This window comes from Methylobacterium sp. PvP105 (assembly GCF_017876975.1).
Lineage (GTDB): Bacteria > Pseudomonadota > Alphaproteobacteria > Rhizobiales > Beijerinckiaceae > Methylobacterium > Methylobacterium radiotolerans.
In genome coordinates this window covers 2,699,496-2,719,788 of sequence record NZ_JAGIPA010000001.1, presented here as the reverse complement: position 1 = coordinate 2,719,788, position 20,293 = coordinate 2,699,496, and the positions used below count along the sequence as shown (strand labels likewise).

18 protein-coding genes are annotated in these 20,293 nt (G+C 73.8%); 5 read left to right on the top strand and 13 right to left on the bottom strand.

Annotation, left to right across the window (positions count from 1 at the left end; all coding sequences use genetic code 11):
* Positions 1-23: 23 nt before the first annotated feature.
* Positions 24-908, top strand: coding sequence for an alpha/beta fold hydrolase (locus tag J3A75_RS12900; protein ID WP_024830420.1), 885 nt, complete (start codon positions 24-26; stop codon positions 906-908).
* 298 nt (positions 909-1,206) lie between these two features.
* The gene (locus J3A75_RS12895; protein WP_209650274.1) at positions 1,207-2,436 is read left to right on the top strand and encodes a UbiH/UbiF family hydroxylase; all 1,230 of its coding nucleotides are present in this window, start codon (positions 1,207-1,209) and stop codon (positions 2,434-2,436) included.
* A 333-nt stretch (positions 2,437-2,769) separates the two neighbouring features.
* On the opposite strand, the gene J3A75_RS12890 is transcribed toward J3A75_RS12895, so the two are convergent.
* Both J3A75_RS12890 and J3A75_RS12885 read right to left on the bottom strand, forming a co-directional pair.
* A complete protein-coding gene (locus J3A75_RS12890; protein ID WP_012318642.1) occupies positions 2,770-3,114 on the bottom strand; it encodes a hypothetical protein in 345 nt (114 codons plus the stop codon).
* Positions 3,115-3,275: 161 nt separating this feature from the next.
* Positions 3,276-4,589 (bottom strand): AMP-binding protein, encoded by a 1,314-nt coding sequence (locus J3A75_RS12885; protein ID WP_245364325.1) that lies wholly within the window; start codon positions 4,587-4,589, stop codon positions 3,276-3,278.
* 465 nt (positions 4,590-5,054) lie between these two features.
* On the opposite strand from J3A75_RS12885, the gene J3A75_RS12880 reads away from it, so the two are divergent.
* Positions 5,055-5,828, top strand: a complete 774-nt coding sequence (locus tag J3A75_RS12880) for an invasion associated locus B family protein (protein WP_024830423.1) — start codon at positions 5,055-5,057, stop codon at positions 5,826-5,828.
* A 96-nt stretch (positions 5,829-5,924) separates the two neighbouring features.
* Here J3A75_RS12880 and J3A75_RS12875 read toward each other — a convergent pair whose 3' ends face one another.
* The 4 genes from J3A75_RS12875 to J3A75_RS12860 form a co-directional block, all read right to left on the bottom strand.
* Positions 5,925-6,920, bottom strand: coding sequence for a DUF4424 domain-containing protein (locus J3A75_RS12875; RefSeq protein WP_209650273.1), 996 nt, complete (start codon positions 6,918-6,920; stop codon positions 5,925-5,927).
* Between the two features lie 83 nt (positions 6,921-7,003).
* A complete protein-coding gene (hspQ, locus tag J3A75_RS12870; RefSeq protein WP_012318638.1) occupies positions 7,004-7,342 on the bottom strand; it encodes a heat shock protein HspQ in 339 nt (112 codons plus the stop codon).
* A gap of 47 nt (positions 7,343-7,389) precedes the next feature.
* Positions 7,390-7,788, bottom strand: a complete 399-nt coding sequence (locus tag J3A75_RS12865; protein ID WP_024830425.1) for a nuclear transport factor 2 family protein — start codon at positions 7,786-7,788, stop codon at positions 7,390-7,392.
* 9 nt (positions 7,789-7,797) lie between these two features.
* Positions 7,798-8,520, bottom strand: a complete 723-nt coding sequence (locus J3A75_RS12860) for a DJ-1/PfpI family protein (RefSeq protein ID WP_012318636.1) — start codon at positions 8,518-8,520, stop codon at positions 7,798-7,800.
* Between the two features lie 54 nt (positions 8,521-8,574).
* Between J3A75_RS12860 and J3A75_RS12855 the strand changes: the two genes are divergently transcribed.
* Entirely contained in the window at positions 8,575-9,558 is a 984-nt protein-coding gene (locus tag J3A75_RS12855; RefSeq protein ID WP_209650272.1) for a GlxA family transcriptional regulator, read from the top strand.
* Between the two features lie 191 nt (positions 9,559-9,749).
* On the opposite strand, the gene J3A75_RS12850 is transcribed toward J3A75_RS12855, so the two are convergent.
* The 7 genes from J3A75_RS12850 to J3A75_RS12820 all read right to left on the bottom strand — a co-directional run bounded on the left by J3A75_RS12850 (position 9,750) and on the right by J3A75_RS12820 (position 19,117).
* Entirely contained in the window at positions 9,750-10,193 is a 444-nt protein-coding gene (locus J3A75_RS12850; RefSeq protein WP_083374336.1) for an endonuclease domain-containing protein, read from the bottom strand.
* Positions 10,194-10,514: 321 nt separating this feature from the next.
* Positions 10,515-11,564, bottom strand: coding sequence for an HpcH/HpaI aldolase/citrate lyase family protein (locus J3A75_RS12845; protein WP_029361710.1), 1,050 nt, complete (start codon positions 11,562-11,564; stop codon positions 10,515-10,517).
* Positions 11,565-11,702: 138 nt separating this feature from the next.
* A complete protein-coding gene (locus J3A75_RS12840; protein ID WP_012318632.1) occupies positions 11,703-13,046 on the bottom strand; it encodes a tlde1 domain-containing protein in 1,344 nt (447 codons plus the stop codon).
* A gap of 187 nt (positions 13,047-13,233) precedes the next feature.
* Complete coding sequence (locus tag J3A75_RS12835; RefSeq protein WP_209650271.1) at positions 13,234-14,586, bottom strand: AmpG family muropeptide MFS transporter; 1,353 nt, start codon at positions 14,584-14,586, stop codon at positions 13,234-13,236.
* Between the two features lie 77 nt (positions 14,587-14,663).
* Positions 14,664-18,260, bottom strand: a complete 3,597-nt coding sequence (gene mfd / locus J3A75_RS12830) for a transcription-repair coupling factor (protein ID WP_024830430.1) — start codon at positions 18,258-18,260, stop codon at positions 14,664-14,666.
* Positions 18,261-18,566: 306 nt separating this feature from the next.
* A complete protein-coding gene (locus J3A75_RS12825) occupies positions 18,567-18,797 on the bottom strand; it encodes a hypothetical protein (RefSeq protein ID WP_012318629.1) in 231 nt (76 codons plus the stop codon).
* Between the two features lie 23 nt (positions 18,798-18,820).
* On the bottom strand, positions 18,821-19,117 hold the full coding sequence (locus tag J3A75_RS12820) for a succinate dehydrogenase assembly factor 2 (RefSeq protein WP_012318628.1): 297 nt from the start codon (positions 19,115-19,117) through the stop codon (positions 18,821-18,823).
* A gap of 192 nt (positions 19,118-19,309) precedes the next feature.
* On the opposite strand from J3A75_RS12820, the gene J3A75_RS12815 reads away from it, so the two are divergent.
* The gene (locus J3A75_RS12815; protein ID WP_012318627.1) at positions 19,310-20,287 is read left to right on the top strand and encodes a quinone oxidoreductase family protein; all 978 of its coding nucleotides are present in this window, start codon (positions 19,310-19,312) and stop codon (positions 20,285-20,287) included.
* The last annotated feature ends 6 nt before the right edge of the window (positions 20,288-20,293 follow it).

Sequence of the window (20,293 nt, the reverse complement as noted above, 5' to 3'; positions counted from 1 at the left end):
GACCGAACCCGGAGACCGATGCCATGGCCCGCGACTTCCTGCCGGGATTCGACCGGCACCGGATCGAGACCGCGCCCGGCGTGACGATCAACGCCCGCTCGGCCGGATCCGGGCCGCCGGTGCTGCTGCTGCACGGCCATCCCCAGACCCTGTCGACGTGGCTCCACGTCGCGCCGCGCCTCGCGGAGCGGCACGCCGTGGTGGCGATGGACCTGCGCGGCTACGGCGATTCGTCGAAGCCCCCCGGGGGCGAGCGCCACGCCAACTACGCCAAGCGCGCCATGGCGGCGGACGCGGCGGCCCTGATGCGGGCGCTCGGGCACGAACGCTTCGCCGTCGTCGGGCATGACCGCGGCGGCCGCGTCGCCCACCGCCTCGCCCTCGACCACAGCCGGGCGGTGGAGCGGATCGCCGTGTTCGACATCGCGCCCACCGCGACCATGTACGCGCGCACCGACAAGGATTTCGCCACCCGCTATTTCTGGTGGTTCTTCTTCATCCAGCCCCATCCCCTGCCGGAGACGCTGATCGGGGCCGATCCGGAATATTTCCTGCGCCACCACGTCGACGGCCAGTCCAAGACCCCCGGCTCGACCCCGCCGGAACTCTTCGCCGAGTACCTGCGCTGCTACGCCGACCCGGCCTGCCGCCACGCGATCTGCGAGGATTACCGGGCCGCCGCCGGGATCGACCTGGAGCACGACGCGGCCGATGCCGAGGCCCGGATCACCGCGCCGCTGCTGGCGCTCTGGGGCGCGAAGGGCGTGGTCGGCCGGACCTACGACGTGCTGGAGACGTGGCGCGAGAAGGCGACCGACGTCTCGGGCCGGGCGCTGGATTGCGGCCACACCCTCCAGGAGGAGCGGCCGGACGCGGTTCTCTCGGAGTTGGCGGCGTTCCTGCGCTGAGCCGGCCGCCGGCCCGGAACAGATCGACCGCGCTGTCGTAGCCCGCGTCGCAGATCCGGCCGCGCGCCGGGAACAGACCGGCGGCGATCAGCCGGTCGTAGCGGGCGCGGCGACGCGCCTCCGGGATGCGGCGCTGTGGCCTGCGCGGAGCGGGCTTGGCAGACATACCCGAAAGCTCAGATACGGGCACGTGCCGCGCGGACGCGACGCGACGGCCCTGTCCCGGGCCTCCGGCGAGCGTGGTCGGGCGAGCGTGGTCGGGTCGGCACGGGAACGAGCGGAGATCGTGCGGGGCAGCATGTCCGAGGGAACCAGGGTCGAAGAAGCCGGCGCGCCGTTCGCGGTCGCGGTGGTCGGAGCCGGGGCAGCCGGCCTCGCCGCCGCGCTGGCGATCGCGCGCGACGGGATCCCCACGGCGCTGGTCGGGCGCCACGCCCCAGTCGCGGACGGGCGGACCGTCGCGCTCCTCGACGGGTCGGTGCGCTTCCTGGAGGCGCTCGGCGCCTGGGAGGCGGTGGCGCCGCACGCGAGCCCGCTCTGCACGCTGCAGATCGTCGACGACACCGGCAGCCTGTTCCGGCCGCCGCCGGCGCAGTTCCGCGCCGCCGAGATCGGCCTCGACGCCTTCGGCTGGAACGTCGAGAGCGCCCGCCTGGTGGAGAGCCTGCGCGCCCGCGCCCGGGCGCAGGACAACCTCACCCTGGTCGAGGCGGACGCCGCCGGCGCCGTGCCCGGCGAGACGGCGGCGCGCGTCGCGCTGGCGGACGGGAGCGCCGTCGAGGCCCGGCTCGTGGTGGGAGCCGACGGGGCGCGCTCGCCGCTGCGGGCCGCCAGCGGCGTCCGCGTGCGCGACTGGACCTACCCGCAGAGCGCCATCACCACGATCCTGGCCCACGCGCGCCCGCACCGCGACGTCTCCACGGAGTTCCACACCCGGTCGGGACCCTTCACCCTGGTGCCGCTGCCGGGCGGCCACCGGTCCAGCCTCGTCTGGGTGACCGGGGAGGGGGCGGCCCGGCGGCTCGCCGCCCTCGACGACGCGGCGCTGGGACAGGCGGTGGAGCGACAGGCCCGGGCGATGCTCGGCGCCATGCGGGTCGATGGCCCCCGGGGTCTCGTGCCGATGCGCGGCCTCGCGGTGGCGACCCCGGTAGCCCCGCGGCTCGCGCTGATCGGGGAGGCGGCCCACGTCTTCCCGCCGATCGGCGCGCAGGGGCTCAATCTCGGCCTGCGCGACGCCGCGACCCTGCGCGACGCGGTGCTGGCCGCCGCCCGCGACCGCCGCGATCCCGGGTCGCGCGCCGTGCTCGACGGCTACGCGCGGGCGCGCCGCGTCGACACGGCGGCGCGCACCGCCGCGGTCGATCTCCTCAACCGCAGCCTGCTCAGCGACCTGCTGCCGGTGGACGCGCTGCGCGGCCTCGGCCTGCTGGCGATGACGCAGCTCGGACCGCTGCGGCGCCTGGTGATGCGGGAGGGCGTGCTGCCCCGGATCGGCGCGCCGGAGCTGATGCGCGCGGCGCGCTAGGACCGCTCCCGATCGTCTTGCGGCCGCCTGGACGAGGGGCATCTCCGGCCGAGGCCGCCGCGCCCTGCCCCCTCTCCCGACGGGAGACGGAACCCGCGCCCCTCTCGGCACGGACCGGTTCGGCTGCAGGCTCCCCGGGCAACGGCGCACGGATACGCTGCCCCGGCCCGGGGCGCGGGAGCGCCAGCGGAGGCGACGAAGGGGGGCCGTTCGGACGGCGCTCGGTCGCCGGAGGGCGCCCTCTAGGAGCGCCGGCGGGTCCGTCCGCGTGTCCCGGGCCAGGTGGAGCGAGGTGGGGCGACCGTCCGCGCGCGTCGGAGGCCGAGACGGGCCTCAGAGATCCGGCTGGGCGGCCACGTAGGCGCCGAGGCGGGTCGCGAGATCGACCGGGCCGCCGGCGCGGGCCTCGCCCGAATCACCGATGAGGATCACCGGGATGCCGCGCTCGCGTAGTTGGCCGCGGAGGCGGGCGGCGCGGCGGGCGTAGGCAGGATCCCGGCGGGTGGGCGCCTGGAGCAGCACGGCGGCCGGGCGGGCGATCACGGTCAGAACGTCGTCCGCCGCCTCCATCGAGGCGGTCACGCTCGCGTATCCGAGGCTGGCCAGCTCGCCCGAGAGGGACCGGTCCACGGCGCGGACACCGTCGTCGACCACGAGCACTTGTTGCAGCGCACCCATAAGCTTGAGCGGTACTCCATCCGGGACGGCTTGGAAAGATAGCCGTCACGACAATCCGATGCAGAACCCGCGAACAGGCGGATCGGATCCGTCGGTTCGTGTGCAGATGCGAGATTATCCGCGCCGCCTGAGTGCCGGATGAACCGGCGATCGCCCGCCGTTCAGGCGGACGGGACGGGGGCGGCGGCGATCGCCGCGACCGTCCCGTCCGCGCGCCCGCCCGCGCGGAGCGGCCGGAAGCCCGTGCTCCGCCACGCCAGGGGCTCGGTCGCCGGGGTCTCGCCGCGGGTAAGAGGGGCCGCCGCGCAGGCCGCCCCCCGGCAGGCGAGGGCGCCGTCGGCGCCGCCGGCGAGGTCCAGGAGATCGCGGGGCAGGAAGGCCTGCTCGGGCTCGGCCAGGGTCGCAACGAGGTCGTCCGGGCCGGGGCGGGTGAGCACCAGCACCTCGCCCAGGACCAGGGAATCGAGGCGCTGCGGGCCCGCGGGCCCGGCGCTCCGCGGAATCAGCCGGGCGGGCGCGCGGTGGACCACGTCGAGGACCCGGACGGTCCAGGGCAGGGGCAGGGCGGCGAGGGCCGATTCGACCCGCGCCGGGACCACCAGCCGGGTCGGCACCGGCCGCAGCAGGGCGGCGCGGAACCCGGCCTCGTCGAAGGGCAGCACGGTCTCCAGGCCGGCACCGGCCGCCAGGGCGGTGCCCAGGCCGGTCACGAGGCCGCGCAGGTCGTGGCCGGGCAGGAGCGTCAGGACCCGCTCGTCCGCGGTCAGGGGCAGCGCGTCGAGATGGGCGGCGACCGCCGCCGCCAGCGCCGCGGCGGTGCGGTAGACCGGCCGGCCGGGATCGCCGCCCGCGAAGGTGACGAGGCCGCGACTCGGCGCGGGATCGACCACGCCCCGCTCCAGGGCCATCGCGTCGAGGCTGATCACGCCGTCCGGCACGCTCGGGCCGAAGGCCGCGAGGTAGCGCAGGCCGAAATGGCGCATGGCCGCGCGGGTGAGGTCCTCCGCGGGCCGGCGCGCGCCGCGGCGGCCCTCCGTCAACACGGCCACGAGGCCCGCCGCCTCGATCCCGGCGGAGAGCTCCGCGTCGTCCCAGAGGGCCGGCATCGCGCAGGGCAGGTGGCCCGCCGCCTCGACGGCGAGGTGGGCGAGGGCCGATTCGGCGCCCCCCGAATACCACAGCCCGATCCGGCTGCCGGCCGGGAGCCGCCACGCGCCGATCCCGCGGGCGAGCCGCCCGACGATCTCGGCGGCGGCCGCGTAGGTCCAGGTGATGTTCGGGCGCCCGCACCACGCGACCCGGTCCCCCGAATCACGCAGGACCGTGCGCTGCGGGCCCGTCAGGGCGGCGGCGAACAGGCGGGTCGCGAGACCGTCGCACGGGCCGCCGAACAGCCCGCCGGGCCCGTTCTCGGATCGCGCGGACGCGTCCGGTGCGGCGTCGACCGCCCACTCCGCCACCGCCAACGCGCTCAAACCCGCTGCCCCCGCCGATCCTGCAGAACTCCTATCATCTCGGCCCCACAGGGTTAACCGACCACTAAGAGGGCCGCGCCGCCGGGCGCCGCAGGAGGGCGGCCGGCGGCGGCCGGCGGCGCGGTCCGATCACGCGCTCGTGCCTCGCGGCCGCGCAACGTCGCGCTTGCGGCCGGGCGGGCGGGGGCCTATCGGGGGCCGGGCGCGGCCAGGACGGTTCCGACAGCCCCAAGGCCGCGGTGTCATGCCTTCGCCTCATTCGAGGGGAAAGGCAGGCCGCCCGGTCGCCGGGGTGAGGGATGCGCGCAGACGGGCGCCCGTCCCGCCCGATGGCCGGACCGATTCATCCGGAGCTCCGGGCGGTGCGCCAACGCGGCGGGCGGCCGGTCGCTCCGGCGGACCTGCCGCCAGGCCGGCTCCGCATCCTGCCAGCCACACCACGTCTCTTCCAAGGGGTCAGAGCCGATGTCCTTCACCCGCACCGCGACGCTCGCCCGCGCCGCTCTCCTCGGCCTCGCGGGCCTCGGCCTCGCGGCCGCGCCGGCCCTGGCGCAGCCGAAGAAGCCCGCCGCGCCCGCCCCGGCCGCGCCGGCGCCGACCGCCCCGGGTACCCCGGCGGCCAACACCCCGGCCGCCCAGACGGGCCCGCAGATCGTCGCGGTGAAGTCCGAGCCGAGCCAGGCCGACTGGACCAAGGTCTGCGGCAAGGACCAGGGCTCGGGCACCGACATCTGCTACACGACCCGCGACTTCGTGTCCGACCAGGGCCAGCCGGTGTTGGCCGTGGCGGTCTACGAGATGAAGAACCCCGCCCAGAAGCAGGAGGTGCGCGTGGTGCGCTACCTGCTGCCGCTGGGCCTGCTGCTGCAGCCGGGCATCCGCTTCAACGTCGACGGCCAGGCGGCGACCGCCGGCCGCTTCGCGGTCTGCTTCCCGAACGGCTGCTTCGCGGAGGCCGGCGGCGTCGATGCCGGCGTGATCGCCGCGATGAAGAAGGGCACGACCCTCAACGTCTCGGTCCAGAACCAGACCCAGCGCGAGGTCACCTTCGCGGTGCCGCTGGCCGGCTTCGGCAAGGCCTTCGACGGCCCGGCCATCGACCCGAAGGTGCTCGAGGAGCAGCAGAAGAAGCTACAGGCCGAGCTGGAGAAGCGCTCCGAGGACATGCGCAAGAAGCTCGAGCAGCAGCAGGGCGCCGCCCCGGCCGCCGGCGCGGCCCCGGCCCCCGCCGCCAAGTAACGAGTGAGCACCAGCGACCCGCCGCGCGGCGGGTCCGTATCGGGGGCCGGGCCGCGAGGTCCGGCCCTTCGCGTCTGGCCCGCCCGGCGGCGGGGTCTAGCGGATCCCCGCGGGCCCCGAGTCCGGCTGGACGATCAGCACGCGCAGGTCCTGGTCGGGCACGTAGTCCCGGGCCTCCCAGCGGAACGTGGTCGGCCCGGTCTTCCGGACATCCGTGCGGCAGAAGCTCGCCACCGCCTCCGGGCTGCCCTTGTCGACCGTCAGGGTGAAGCGCCCGATCGGCGCGGCCCAGTTGCGCGCCGTGGTGACGATGTAGGGCACCACGGTCGCCCGCAGGTGGCCGCCGGGATCCGCCGCCTTCGCGTGCAGGCGCCGGATCGCCGCGAGCCCGGCCGCGTCCGCGTCCAGGCAGTAGGTCGCCCGGTAGGCCGCGCGGGACGCCGCCTTGAGGTCGAGCAGGTGGAAGCCGGTCACCGGCGCGTAGCTGTGCGCGATGCGGACCTCCTGCCCCGTCGGGAAGGTCTGGAGCCAGTGGAATTTGGCCTCCCCGCGCCAGAGCCCCTCGGTCATCCGGTCCGGCGCGTCCGCGACGTCGGGGAACAGGCCGGCCCTGACCAGCTCGGCCCATTCGGGCGCGCCGATCCGCCCGGCCGCCGCGCTGATCGCCGCGAAGCGCAGCGGGTTCAGCAGCAGGCCGTGGCGGCGCAGCAGGTCCGTCACCTCGCGCTCGCCCACATAGGCGCGCTCCTCCAGCTCGGGCTCGAGGGGCCTGCCGTCCACCGTGACGGTGAAGCCGACGAAGTTCGGGCTGTCGGGCCGGGGCAGCGCCAGGGCCGAGAAGCTGAGTTCGCGCCCGTCGATCGGCGGCAGCGGGAAGGCGATCCGGACCGTGCGCGGCTCCTGAACCTGATTGCGGAACAGGTAGGACACGCCGATCCGGCCGCGGGCGATCGACAGGTCCTCGCTCACCAGGGCGATCCCGGGCTCGCGCCGCAGGACGAGGCCGCCGGCATCGAGCTCGGCGGCGCTGTCGTTGGCGCGGGCCGCCGTAGCGAGAAGGCCGGCGGCGAGCAGAGCGGCGGGTCGGATCATGGCGACGGGCTCGTCCGACGGCAGCGGCCGTCGCGACAGACTAGCGCCCGCCGCTTGCCAGGACCTTCACGGGCCCGACCCGCTCAGTTCGTGGCGCGGTCGCGCATCCGGTACGCGCCGGCGGCGTCGCGCTCGAACATCTCGGCGATGCCGGCGTGGCGCAGGGCCTCGCCCGACGTGTCGGGCAGGAGGTTCTGCTCCGACACGTAGGCCACGTACTCGGTCTCGGCGTTCTCGGCGAGCAGGTGGTAGAACGGCTGGTCCTTGCGCGGCCGGACCTCCTCGGGGATCGACAGCCACCATTCCTCGGTGTTGTCGAACACCGGGTCGACGTCGAACACGACGCCCCGGAACGGGTAGATCCGGTGGCGCACCACGGCGCCGATCGCGAATTTCGCGGTTCTCAGTGTCACGTCCGACATGGTTCAACCCGTCCAGATCGGACAGATAGGTCCGATGACGGATCGTGTCACCCGGTCGCCGCGGAAGTCGGCGTCTCGGCGGCGCGGGCCAGGCGATCCCGGACGGCGATCGCCTCCGGCAGCGGCCGCCACAGGACGGTCATCTCGGCGATGCGCCCGGCCGCGTCGAGGCGCCAGTAATCCATCCCGTCGAGCCGGTGCGGGCCGGCCGTCGCGCCGAAGAAGGCGGCGGCGTGCGCGGGGCCTTCCAGGATCTCGCGGATCTCGAAGGCGTCGACCGCCGCCAGCAGGGCGTCGACCACTGGCCGGATCGCCGCCTTCCCGCGCACGGGCTCGGCGGCGAGCGGCGTGTTGAGCACCACCGCCTCGGTCATCTGCGCCAGCATGGCGTCCCGGTCCTTCGCCGCCAGGGCGGCCGCGAAGGCGCGAACGTGGCTGAGGTCCATCGGAGTCTCCTACGAAATCCGGATGCCGAGGTCGGCCGCGATCGCCCGGGCGGTGGCCTCGCGCCGGGCCGTGATGTCGGCCGCCGCCGCCCGCGCCCGCGCCACGGTGGCCGGGGAGGCCGTTCGGGGTGTGCCGCTGTCGAAGGGCGGCTCGGGGGCGTACTGCATGCCGAGCTGGATCGTCCGGGCGGCCTCGTCGCCGCGCAGTTCGGCGGCGAGCCGGAGCGCCCCGTCGATCCCCGCGGTGACGCCGGCCGCGAACACCCAGCGGCGGCCATCCGCGTCGCGGTCGAGCACCACCCGCTCGTCCACCGGCTCGGCCCCGAAGAGGGGCAGCAGGTGGACCGCGTTCCAGTAGGTCGTGGCCCTGCGCCCGACCAGGAGGCCGGCCGCGCCGAGGAGCAGGGCACCGGTGCAGACCGAGAGGACGTGGCTCGCGCCCGCCGCCTGGTCGCGGATCCAGCCGAGCACGGCGGCGTCGCGCATCAGCGCCTCCTGGCCCTGGCCGCCCGGCACGTGCAGCACGTCGAGCCGCGGCGCCTCCGCCAGGGTCGCATCCGGCAGCATCCGGAGGCCGCGGACGTCGCGGACGGGCTCGAGGCGCGGCGCGTAGACCCGGTAGGTGCTGTTGGGCACCCGGGACAGAACCTCGAACGGGCCGGTGAGGTCGATCTGGTCGAGCCCCTCGAACAGGAGCGAGCCGATCTGCAGGTGGGTGTCGGGCGGGATCATGCCGGAGCCTCCGTGGTGGACAGGACGACCCTACCGCGTCAGGATCTGGCCGAAATGCCAAAGAGCCCTCGTTTCTCGCCAGACGCGCCGCGCCCCGTCGAGGTGCTGGCCTTCCCGTCGGTGCAGCTCCTCGACGTGGCCGGGCCGCTCCAGGTCTTCGCCACCGCCAACGAGCACGGCGGCGCCGGGATGCCCTACGCGCCGCGGGTGATCGCGGCCGGCGACCCGGGGCTCACCGCCTCGGCGGGGCTGCGGCTGGTGGCCGACCCGCTGCCGGATCCCCACGCGCCGGTGGACACGCTGGTGATCGCGGGCGGCCCCGGCGTCGTCGCGGCCTGCGACGACGCCGCCCTGGTGGCCTGGGTGCGGACCCGGGCGGGTCGGGCCCGCCGGGTCGCCTCGGTCTGCACCGGCGCGTTCCTGCTCGGGGCGGCGGGGCTCCTCGACGGGCGGCGGGCCGTGACCCACTGGAAGCATTGCGGCGCGCTCGCCGCGCGCTACCGGCGCGCCCGGATCGAGCACGACCCGATCTTCGTGCGCGACGGCCCGGTCTGGTCCTCGGCGGGGGTCACGGCCGGTATCGACCTGGCCCTGGCGCTGGTCGAGGAGGATCTCGGCCGCGCGACCGCCCTGGCGGTGGCGCGCCACCTCGTGATGTTCCTCAAGCGCCCCGGCGGGCAGGCGCAGTTCAGCGCGGCGCTGGCGCTGCAGGCGGGCGAGGAGCGGTTCGGGCGGCTCCACGCCTACATCGCCGACAACCTGTCCGGCGACCTGTCGCTGCCGGCGCTCGCCGCGGCGGCCGGGATGAGTGCGCGCAGCCTCAGCCGGCACTATCGCGAGGCGACCGGCCTGACCCCGGCCAGGGCCGTGGAGCGCCTGCGGGTGGAGGCGGCCCGGCGCGCGCTCGCCGAGACGGCGCAGCCGATCAAGCGCGTCGCCCGGACCTGCGGCTTCGGCTCCGAGGAGACGATGCGGCGCAGCTTCCTGCGGCACGTCGCGGCGACGCCGCAGGAGTACCGGGCGCGGTTCGGCGGGTGAGGGTGGACTAGAGCCGTATCCGACCATGTTGCAACGGTCGGGAAGGAGGGCGAGCCCGGTCTCGCCAACCGCGCCAGGCCCCCTCTCCCGTGCGGGAGAGGGTTGGGGTGAGGGACGAGAAGGATCAGGACTGAACAGGCCGCCGATGCGCGTACAGGCGCGACTCTTCCGGACTGTTCTCATCCCTCACCCTATCCCTCTCCCGCACGGGAGAGGGGACCCGCGCCTCGTTCGGCACGGGCTCGCCGATCGCCTGCGTCCCAACCCGATCGGGAACGGCTCTCGACCGTGTCGCGGCGTTCGAGGGCCGCCAGGATCGTCTCGCGCACGCCGTCGCGATGCTCGTGGATGTCGGCGTTCGGGATACGGAGCAGGGCGAAGCCGAGCGATTCGAGGATCGCGGTGCGCGCGGCATCCCGGGCGACCTCGCTGGCGGTCGAGTGCGTTGCCCCGTCGACCTCGACGATCAGCCTCGCCTTGAGGCAGGCGAAGTCGACGACGAACCGGTCGATCGGGTGCTGGCGGCGGAACTTCCAGCCGTTGAGCGCGCGATTGCGCAACACGCGCCAGAGCTCGGCCTCGGCGCTTGTTTGCGCGCGCCGCAGGCTGCGCGCGCGCGGGATCGATCTGCTCACCGCACGGTTCCGGCAACGCAGTTGCGGACCCGGTGGATGATACGGTGCTGCGGCTTGCGCGGGCCTAGCCCCAGCGAATTGTCCGGCTCCGCGGCGTCATCGCTTCAGAAAGGCCGCGGGTCCCCTCTCCCGTGGGGGAGAGGGACAGGGTGAGGGATCAGGTCTGCCCGAGCGAGGCGTGCCCTGTTGGCAACCTGAGGCCGCGTCTTATCCTGAACCTCCGCGTCCCTCACCCCAACCCTCTCCCCCACGGGAGAGGGGGGCGCGTCGCGACTCGCGGACGCCGAATCGGGACCGCCACACGCGGCCCCGGCAGCCCGCTCACCCCAGCTTGTAGACCGCCGCCAGATCCGGATCCTTCGCGGCGACCAGCTTGGCGAGGTCCACGATGACCTTGGCCTGCTTCCAGGTGGCGTCGTCCTGCATCTTGCCGTCGAGCATCACGGCGCCGGTACCGTCCGGCATGGCCTCGACGATCCGGGCCGCGAAGGCCACCTCGGCCGGGTCCGGCGCGAAGACCCGCTTGGCGATCGCCACCTGGCTCGGGTGCAGCGTCCAGGCGCCGGCGCACCCCATCAGGAAGGCGTTGCGGAACTGCGCCTCGCAGGCCGCGCCGTCGGAGAAGTCGCCGAACGGGCCGTAGAAGGCCTTGATGCCGTTGGCCATGCAGGCGTCGACCATCCGGGCGATGGTGTAGTGCCAGAGGTCCTGCTGGGCGCTCGCCCGGGGCGCGTCGCCGGCCGGGTCGGCGATCACCCGGTAATCGGGGTGGCCGCCGCCGACCCGGGTGGTCTTCATGCCGCGGGACGCCGCGAGGTCCGCCGGCCCGAGGCTCATGCCGTGCATGCGCGGCGAGGCCGACGCGATGGCGTCGACGTTGGCGACGCCCTCGGCCGTCTCCAGGATCGCGTGGACTAGGATCGGCTTCGTCACCCCGTGGCGCGCCTCGAGCTGGGCGAGCAGCTGGTCGATGTAGTGGATGTCCCACGGCCCCTCGACCTTGGGCACCATCACGACGTCGAGCTTGTCCCCGACCTCGGCCACGATCGTGAACAGGTCGTCCAAGATCCAGGGCGAGTTGAGGGCGTTGATCCGGGTCCAGAGTCCGGTGCCGGTGGCGGCGAAGTCGGTGGCCTGGGCCATGGCGACGAAGCCCTTGCGGGCCGCCTCCTTCTGGTCGGCCGGGACCGCGTCCTCCAGGTTGCCCAGCACCACGTCGACGGTCCCGGCGAGCTCCGGCACGCGGGCCCGGACCTTGTCGTTGTGGGGCGGCACGAAGTGGATCATCCGCTCCAGCCGCACCGGCAGCTCGCGGAACGGGGCCGGCGCGCCGGTGGCGAGGGGCTGGAAGAAGCGGCGGGGCAGTTTCATCGGGTGCCTCTTGTCAGGGCTGGCGTCTGAGCCCCGTTAAGGCAGCTTGGGCGGGCGCGTAAAGCCGCGCCGCGCCGAAGTGATCTCGGACTTTAGTGATCTCGGACGCTCGGCCCAGCGCCGCCGAGCCGCCGATCCTCAGCCCCGGCCGCCCCGGCGGCCGGCGAGGCCGATCCGGTTGAGGATGCCGCCGTCGCCGCTGCCGGCCACCACCACGAGGCGCCGGACCTCGCCCCGCAGGAAGGCCTGCAGGAAGCGGTTGTAGTCGCGGAACGAGACGCAGCCGTTCGAGGCGCCGGGCTGCCGCAGCATGTAGGTGTGGGCCAGCAGGCCGTCGCGGCCGTGGATCGCGGCGCTGCCGCCCACCGGGTTGAGCCGGATCGCCCGGACCCCGTGGAACAGGCGCTCGCGCTCGGTCAGCGTGTAGGTGCCGGGCGGGGTCGAGCCGCGCATGCGCAGGTGGACGTAGCGCGGGTTGTCCATGTGCTCGCCGAGGCCGGAATGGGCCTCCAGCACCTCGCCGGAGGGCAGCGTCACCGTGCGGGCGGTGATGTCGTAGACGGCCGTGCCGGCCACCGAATCGGGCTCCGGGCTGATCCGGGTGCGCGGCGCCTCCTGCGGCAGGGCGTCCGGGCTGGCATAGGCCAGCGCCTGACGGGGCTCCTGACGATTCTCCTGAGACGGCGCGGCCGCGCCGACCCCGAACAGCTTCTCGAAGAAGGACGGCTCCTCGGCCATCGCGGCGCGGAACACGTCGCGGGTCCGGGGCAGGGCGCGGCTCGCCACCCGCGCGGGCGGCGGCGCCGGCGCGCGCCGCAGCTCGGGCGGGCGCGCCACCGGCAGCGGCACCAGGGCGGGCGCGAGGGCGGCGGGGGTAGGCTCGGCCGCGGCCATCCGGACCGGCGCCCCCGCGCCCTTCTCGGCGATCTTGTCGCCGGCCTTCTCGGTCGCCCTCTCCGCGGGCCCGGCCTGGGCCAGCCGGACCTGGGCGGTCCGCGCCCGCTCCGCCTGGGCCACCTGCCGGGCGATCTCCCGGACCGCCGGGGACGGCGCGGCGGCGGCGATCTGGAAGCCGGCGGCCGGCGGGGCCGCGCCTCCGAAGGCCGTGGCGGTGTCGGAGCCCAGCGCCGGGCTCCGGTCGAGCATCCAGGCGAGGCTCGGCCGCGGCGCCGCCACGGCCTGCGGGACCGGGGCGGCGGTCGGCCCGGCCGCCGCGACGGTCTGCGCGTCGGGGCGGGCCGGCCCCTGCGGGTGGCTGAACACGGCCCAGCCGGCCAGGGTCGCGCCGGTGAGGGCGATGAGCGCCGTCAGCCGGGCGCGGCGGCGGGCGCGCCGCATGGCGCTCGGGTAGGGCGCCCGGGTGCGGACGACCGGATCGTAGACGGTCTCGACGTAGGTGAGGCGCGGGGGCGCCGGTCGCCGGGGTTCCGCGCTCGGATACGCGGTCTGGAACGCGGCGAGGGACAACGCAGCCTGGGCCATTCGGGAACTCGCGTACGCGCTTCCCCTGGGCAGCCGTCGCCGTTCGCCCGCGAGAGCCGTTCTCGCGCACGTGGTCCGGGTCGCCCGTCTGGGGAGGACATCAACCGTCCACCCCATTAAGCCGCGGTGTGGTTAATCCCCGCTAAAGGGACAGTTTGCGCGCGCGTTCCCGTGTTGGGACACAGCCTCAGGTGGCCCGATTCGGCGCGTCCCCGGGCGCCTCCGCCGAGACCTCCATCGGCCCGTGCCGGCGCGCGACCAGCAGGCAGAGCAGGGCCACCGGCACGCCGATGAGCGACGTGCCGACGAAGAACCATGGGAACCCGGTCCACTCGATCACGAAGCCCGAGAACCCGGCGAGCAGGCTGCCGGGCAGGGCGCAGAGCGAGGTCAGCAGGGCGTACTGGCTCGCCGCGTGGGCGGTGGCCGAGAGCCGCGACATGTAGGTGATCAGCACGATCGACGCGAAGGCGTAGGCGAAGCCGTCGATCCCGACGGTGAGCGCGAAGGTCCAGAACGCCGCCCCGCCGTGGCCGCCGTGCCACGCGAGGTAGGCCAGCGCGAGGTGCGAGGCGGAGGCCGTCACGGTGCCGATCAGCAGGCTCGCCATCATGCCGATCCGCGGGATGATGGCGCTGGCGAGGAACGTCCCGCCGAGCGCGATCCAGAAGCCGAACAGCTTCGTCACCGTGGCGATGTCGGTGTTGGAGTAGCCGAGCGTCTTGAACAGCGGGATCGCCATGGCGTTCGAGACGTAGCCGGGCATCCGGAAGCCCGCGACCAGCGCCAGCACCGGCACGGCGAGCGGCCCGAGCCGGGCGAGGAGGTCGCGGATCGGCGCCCAGACGGTCTCGACGAATCCGCCGGTCGGTGGCGCCTCGGGGGCGGGGGGCTCGGGGGCCAGCAGCGCCGCGACCGTGCCGGGGGCCATGAGCGCGGCCATGCACAGGTAGGCGGCGCGCCAGCCGTACGCGTCGGACAGGTAGAGGGCGCCCGCCCCCGCCGCGAGATTGCCGATCCGGTAGCCGATCTCCGACCAGGACGACATCAGCGCCTGCTGCTCGGGCGGCGCGGCGGTGATGCGCCAGCCGTCGATCACCACGTCCTGGGTGGCGCCCGCGACGCCGAGCGCCAGGGAGAACGCCACCGTCCAGGCGAGCCAGTGCGCCGGGTCGCCGAAGGCGACGCCCGCGAGCGCCAGGGCGACGAGGATCTGCGTGGCGACGATCCAGCCGCGGCGCCGCCCGAGCCAGCGGCCGATGAGCGGGGCGTCGTGGCGGTCGAGGAAGGGGGCCCAGAGGAACTTGAGCTTGTAGGCGATGGTGAGCTCGCTCATCAGCCCGATCGTGGCGAGCGGCACCTTCGCCTGGACGAGCCAGGCCGACTGGGTCGCGTAGACGAGCAGGAACGGGATGCCCTGCGCGAAGCCGAGGCCGAGCACCGCGGCGACGCGCCGGTCGGTGAACAGGGGCGTGAGGAAGGCGCCCGGCGCGGCCTTCACCGGCTCGGGCGCGCCGGTGACCTGCGCCGGGTTTGCCATCCACGCGTCTCCTGACCGTCGTCACGAGAGAGCAGAGATGGGCCGGACGCGCAACGATCGCGCGACCGTGCCCACCGTCACGCCGCCTTCTTGCCCCGCTCGGCGATCTTCACGAGGCTGCGCAGCACCTCGGTGGCGGTCTTGAGCCGCGCCGGGACGGTATTCAGCTCGCGCACGAACACGACGCTCATGTCGGGCCGCACCTTCGCGAACGAGGCCTGCTCGGCCACGTAGGCCACCAGCCCCTGCGGGTTGGCGTAGGAGCGGTCGCGGAAATGGACCACCACGCCCTTCGGCCCCGCCTCGACCTTCTCGACGTTCGCCTTGAGGCAGAGGATCTTGATCGTGCCGATCTTGAGGAGCTGCTCCACCTCCGGCGGCAGCGGCCCGAACCGGTCGATCAGCTCGGCGCCGAAGCTCTCCATCTCGGCGTCGTCCTGGATGGTGGCGAGCCGCCGGTAGAGGGCGAGCCGCACCCCGAGATCCTCGACGTAATCCTCCGGGATCGTGACCGGTGCGCCGAGCGCGATGGTCGGCGACCACGCCTCCTCGGGCACGTCCTCGATGCCGGCCTTGAGCGCGGTGACCGCGTCCTCCAGCATCTGCTGGTAGAGCTCGTAGCCGACCTCCTTGATGTGGCCCGACTGGGCGTCGCCCAGAAGGTTGCCGGCGCCGCGGATGTCGAGGTCGTGGGAGGCGAGCTGGAAGCCCGCGCCCAGCGTGTCGAGGCTCTGGAGCACCTTGAGGCGCTGCTCGGCCTGGGCGGTGAGCTGGCGGTTCGCCGGCGTCGTGAACAGCGCGTAGGCGCGCGCCTTCGAGCGCCCGACGCGGCCGCGCAGCTGGTAGAGCTGGGCCAGCCCGAACATGTCGGCCCGGTGGACGATCAGCGTGTTGGCGGTGGGGATGTCGAGGCCCGATTCTACGATCGTGGTCGAGAGCAGCACGTCGAACTTGCCCTCGTAGAAGGCCGTCATCACGTCCTCGAGCTGGCCCGCCGCCATCTGGCCGTGGGCGACCGCGACCTTGATCTCGGGCATCTCGGCGTCGAGGAACTTCTTGACTTCCGCCAGATCCTCGATCCTGGGCACGACGTAGAAGGACTGGCCGCCGCGGTAGCGCTCGCGCAGCAGCGCCTCCCGGATGGTCAGGGGGTCGAACGGCGTCACGAAGGTGCGCACCACCAGCCGGTCGACCGGGGGTGTCGCGATGATCGACAGTTCCCGCACCCCCGTCATGGCGAGCTGGAGCGTGCGCGGGATCGGCGTCGCCGACAGCGTCAGCACGTGGACGTCGGCCTGGAGCGCCTTCAGCCGCTCCTTGTGGGCGACGCCGAAATGCTGCTCCTCGTCCACGATGATCAGGCCGAGATCCTTGAAGGCGATGTTCTTCGCCAAGAGCGCGTGCGTGCCGACCACGATGTCGACCGTGCCGGCGGCGAGCCCCGCCCGGGTCTGCTTCATCTCCGCCGCGGAGGCGAAGCGCGAGAGCTGCGCCACCTGGACCGGCAGGCCCTTGAAGCGCTCGGCGAAGGTCCGGAAGTGCTGGCGGGCGAGCAGGGTGGTCGGGACGATCACCGCCACCTGCTTGCCGGAGATCGCCGCCGCGAAGGCGGCGCGCAGCGCCACCTCGGTCTTGCCGAAGCCGACATCGCCGCAGACCAGCCGGTCCATCGGGCGGCCGGCATTGAGGTCGTCCAGCACCGCGTCGATGGCGTTGGCCTGATCCTCGGTCTCCTCGAACGGGAAGCGGGCGGCGAACTCCCCGTAGAGCCCCTCGGGCGCCTGCAGCGCGGGGGCCTTGCGGACGAAGCGCTGGGCCGCGACCTTGATCAGCTCGCCCGCCATCTCGAGGATGCGGCGCTTCATCTTGGCCTTGCGGGCCTGCCACGCGCCGCCGCCGAGGCGGTCGAGGGCGACCTCGGAATCCTCCGAGCCGTAGCGGGTCAGGAGCTCGATGTTCTCCACCGGCAGGAGCAGCAGGCCGCCGGTATACTGCAGTTCCAGGCAGTCGTGCGGGGCGCCCGCGGCGTGGATCGTCTTGAGGCCGACGAAGCGGCCGATGCCGTGGTCGGCGTGGACCACGAGGTCGCCCGGCTGGAGCGCCTGCACCTCCAGGATCACGTCCTGGGGCCGCTTGGCCTTGCGCTTCTGGCGGACCAGCCGGTCGCCCAGGATGTCGCCCTCGGAGACGACGGCCAGCTCGCCCGCGGTGAAGCCCGCCTCCAGGCCCCAGACCGCCACCGCCGCGTCGGTGCCGCGCTTCAGCGCGTAGACGTCGGTGAGCCGGGTGATCGCCACGGGCTTCCTGAGGCCGTGGTCGGTGAGCACGCCGCAGAGCCGGTCGCGGGAGCCGTCGGACCAGGCTCCCAGGATCACGTGATGACCGGATCCCTGGAGATCGCGGATATGCGCCACCGCGGCGTCGAACACGCTGGCAGTCTCGTCGGCCCGCTCGGGGGCGAAGCTTCGTCCGGCCTTGGCGCCGCAATCGATCACGGCGCGCTCGGGCGATTCGGGCTGCGCGAAGGGCGTCAGCCGCGCCACGGTGGCGGTGGCGATCCGCTCCTTCAGCTCGTTCGGCGTCAGGTAGAGGGCGCGGGGCGGCAGGGGCTTGTAGGGGGCGACGCCGGGCTGCGGCGTCTTCATCGCGCCCTCGCGGGCCTGGTAATAGTCCTGGACGAGGCTGATCCGCTCGGCGGCGGCGTCCTCCACCTGCGGATCGAAGACCAGCGGCACGCCGCCGAGATAGTCGAACAGCGTGTCGAGGTGGTCGTAGAACAGCGGCATCCAGTGCTCGAGGCCGGCGTAGCGCCGCCCCTCGCTCACGGTCTCGTAGAGCCGGTCGTCCCGGGTCGCCGCGCCGAAGCTCTGGATGTAGTTCTGGCGGAAGCGCCGGATCGTCTCGGTGGTGAGCTGGACCTCGCTCATCGGCATCAGGTCGAGGGAGCGGAGCTGACCGGTGGTGCGCTGCGTCTCCGGGTCGAAGGCGCGGATCGATTCCAGCGTGTCGCCGAAGAAGTCGAGGCGGATCGGGGCCGGCAGGCCCGGGGGCGACAGGTCGAGGATGCCGCCGCGGACCGCGTACTCGCCGGTGTCGCGCACCGTCCCGGTGCGCAGGAAGCCGTTGGCCTCGACCCAGGCCACCACGTCGTCCATTGCCACGACGTTGCCGATCGCCGCCGAGAACGCCTCCTTGGCGATGTGGGCGCGGGGCGGGACCCGCTGCACCAGGGCGTTGACGGTGGTGCAGAGGATGCGCGGCCTGTCCTCGGCCGAGCGGGTGCGGGCGAGGCGGGCGAGCGCCGTCATCCGGGCGGCGGCGACGGCGGTGGTCGGCGAGACCCGGTCGTAGGGCTGGCAGTCCCAGGCCGGCAGGCTCATCACGTCCATCTCGGGCGCGACGAAGCCCAAAGCCGCCTGGAACGCGGCCGAGCGCCCAGAATCGCGCGCCACGTGCACCAGCACGGCCGGTGCGTCGACGGTGGGCGCCAGGGCACGGGCGAGGTCGGCGAGCGCCAGCGCGTCGAAGCCCTCCGGGGCGTTCGCCAGGACCGGGCTGTCGCCGCGCTTGAGGGCGTCGATCGCCCGGGCGAGCGCGGAGGATTTCGGCAGCGCGAAGCGCGCGACCGGCGGCTTGGCGGCGGGGGCGGGGGGCTTCGGCTGAGGCTTGGCCATCGGGTCTTTCGCGGGGAGGCCCGCCGGGCGCGTCAGGGGAGGAGGTCGGGTGGCGTTAGCCGATCGGGCCGCCGCGATAAAGCGTCCCGACGGAAGCGTCTGGGCGGCTGAGCCCACCCTATATGGTGGTTCTGGTACGGCGTGGAACGGCTGCCGTCTTCGCGAGCGTCGCGGAGCGATCCAGGGCAGCGCCACGGTTCCGAAGTCGCGCCACCCTGGGTCACCTCGCTCCGCTCGTGATGACGGAGCGGTCTGCAAGAGCCGACAGCTTCGATGGGATGCGATCGAGGCCTCCGGCCGGACCCGTCACGCGTCCGGCCCGACGATCTCCGCCAGCGCCGCCTCGACCCGGCCGCGGAAGAAATCCGCGTTGGGCATGTGCTCGGTCATCGCGGCGGCCCGGACCGTCGCCTGCCGCAGGATCTCGCCGCGCAGCGCCGGGTCGGAGCGCTCCATCATCTCCAGCATGATGCGCACCACGAGTTCGGTGGCGATCGACCGGGCCGGGTGGTCGTAATTGGGCTTCGGTTCGTCCATCTGGGTCTCTCAGGCGGTCCCTGTCACGAGTGGATCGGCGCGTCGTGCCGGTGGAACGCCCGCACGCGCTGCCAGACCGACGTGTCGTAGTTCGAGGGCGTCTCGACCTCGCCGGTCAGCCACTTGAACAGGTCCCGGTCCGGAACCTCGATCAGCGCCTCGAACTGGTCGAGCTCCGCCTCCGACAGGTCGCCGATCTCGGCATCGGCGAAGCGGCCCATGATCAGGTCCATCTCGCGGATGCCCCGGTGCCAGGCGCGGTAGAGGAGGCGGCGGCGGCGCGGATCGAGGTCGGCGCTCGTGCGGGTGGTGCCGGACATGGATCTCGGACCTCGGCTCGAACATAGGGCAGTCGCTAGATAGGCCGCCCGCGGCGACGGATCCAGAACGGGGTCGCGACCGGGCGAGTTACAACCGGAGCGCGAGACGGCAAAAACAAATTGCCTCCGCCGGGCGGTCCGTTATCTCGGGCTGCAACGCCCCCGCGTGGGGCGGCGAGCGGGAGTCCAACGATGCCGAAGGCGATCCGGGTCTACGAATATGGCGGCCCCGAGGTGATGCGCTTCGAGGACGTGCCCCTGGCCGAGCCGGGCCCCGGGCAGATCCGGGTCAAGCAGGCCGCCATCGGCGTCAACTTCATCGACATCTACTTCCGCACCGGCGCCTACAAGTCCCCGCACATGCCCTACACCCCCGGCAAGGAGGGCGCCGGCACCGTCACGGCGGTGGGCGAGGGCGTCAGCCAGTTCAAGCCCGGCGACCGGGTCGCCTACGGTTCGGTGGCGGACGGCTGCTACGCCGAGGAGCCGGTGATCCCGGCCTCCGCGGCCGTGCCGATCCCGGACGGCGTCGACGAGAAGACCGCCGCCGCCATGATGCTCAAGGGCCTGACCGTCGAGTACCTGCTGCACCGGACCTACGCGGTGAAGCCCGGCGACACGATCCTGTGGCAGGCGGCCGCCGGCGGCGTCGGCCTGATCGCCTGCCAGTGGGCCAAGCACCTCGGCGCCACCGTGATCGGCACCGCCGGCAGCCCCGAGAAGGCGGAGCTCGCCAAGCGGAACGGCTGCGACCACGTCATCCTCTACCGCGAGGAGGACGTGGCCAAGCGCGTGCGCGAGATCACCGGCGGCAAGGGCGTGCCGGTGGTCTACGACGGCGTCGGCCAGGCGACCCTGATGGGCTCGCTGGACAGCCTCGCGCCGCTCGGCCTGCTGGCGAGCTTCGGCTCGGCCTCCGGGGCGATCACCGGGCTCGACCTCGGCCTGCTCGCCCCGCGCGGCTCGCTCTACGTGACGCGCCCGACACTCGCGACCTTCTCGTCGAACCGCGCCACCCTGGAGGAGGCGGCCGGCCGCCTGTTCAAGGTGGTCGGCGACGGCGCGGTGAAGATCGCCGTCAACGCCACCTACCCGCTGGCCGAGGCGCAGCAGGTCCACCGCGACCTCGCGGGCCGGGAGACCACCGGCTCGATCGTGATGCTGCCCTGAGGCAGG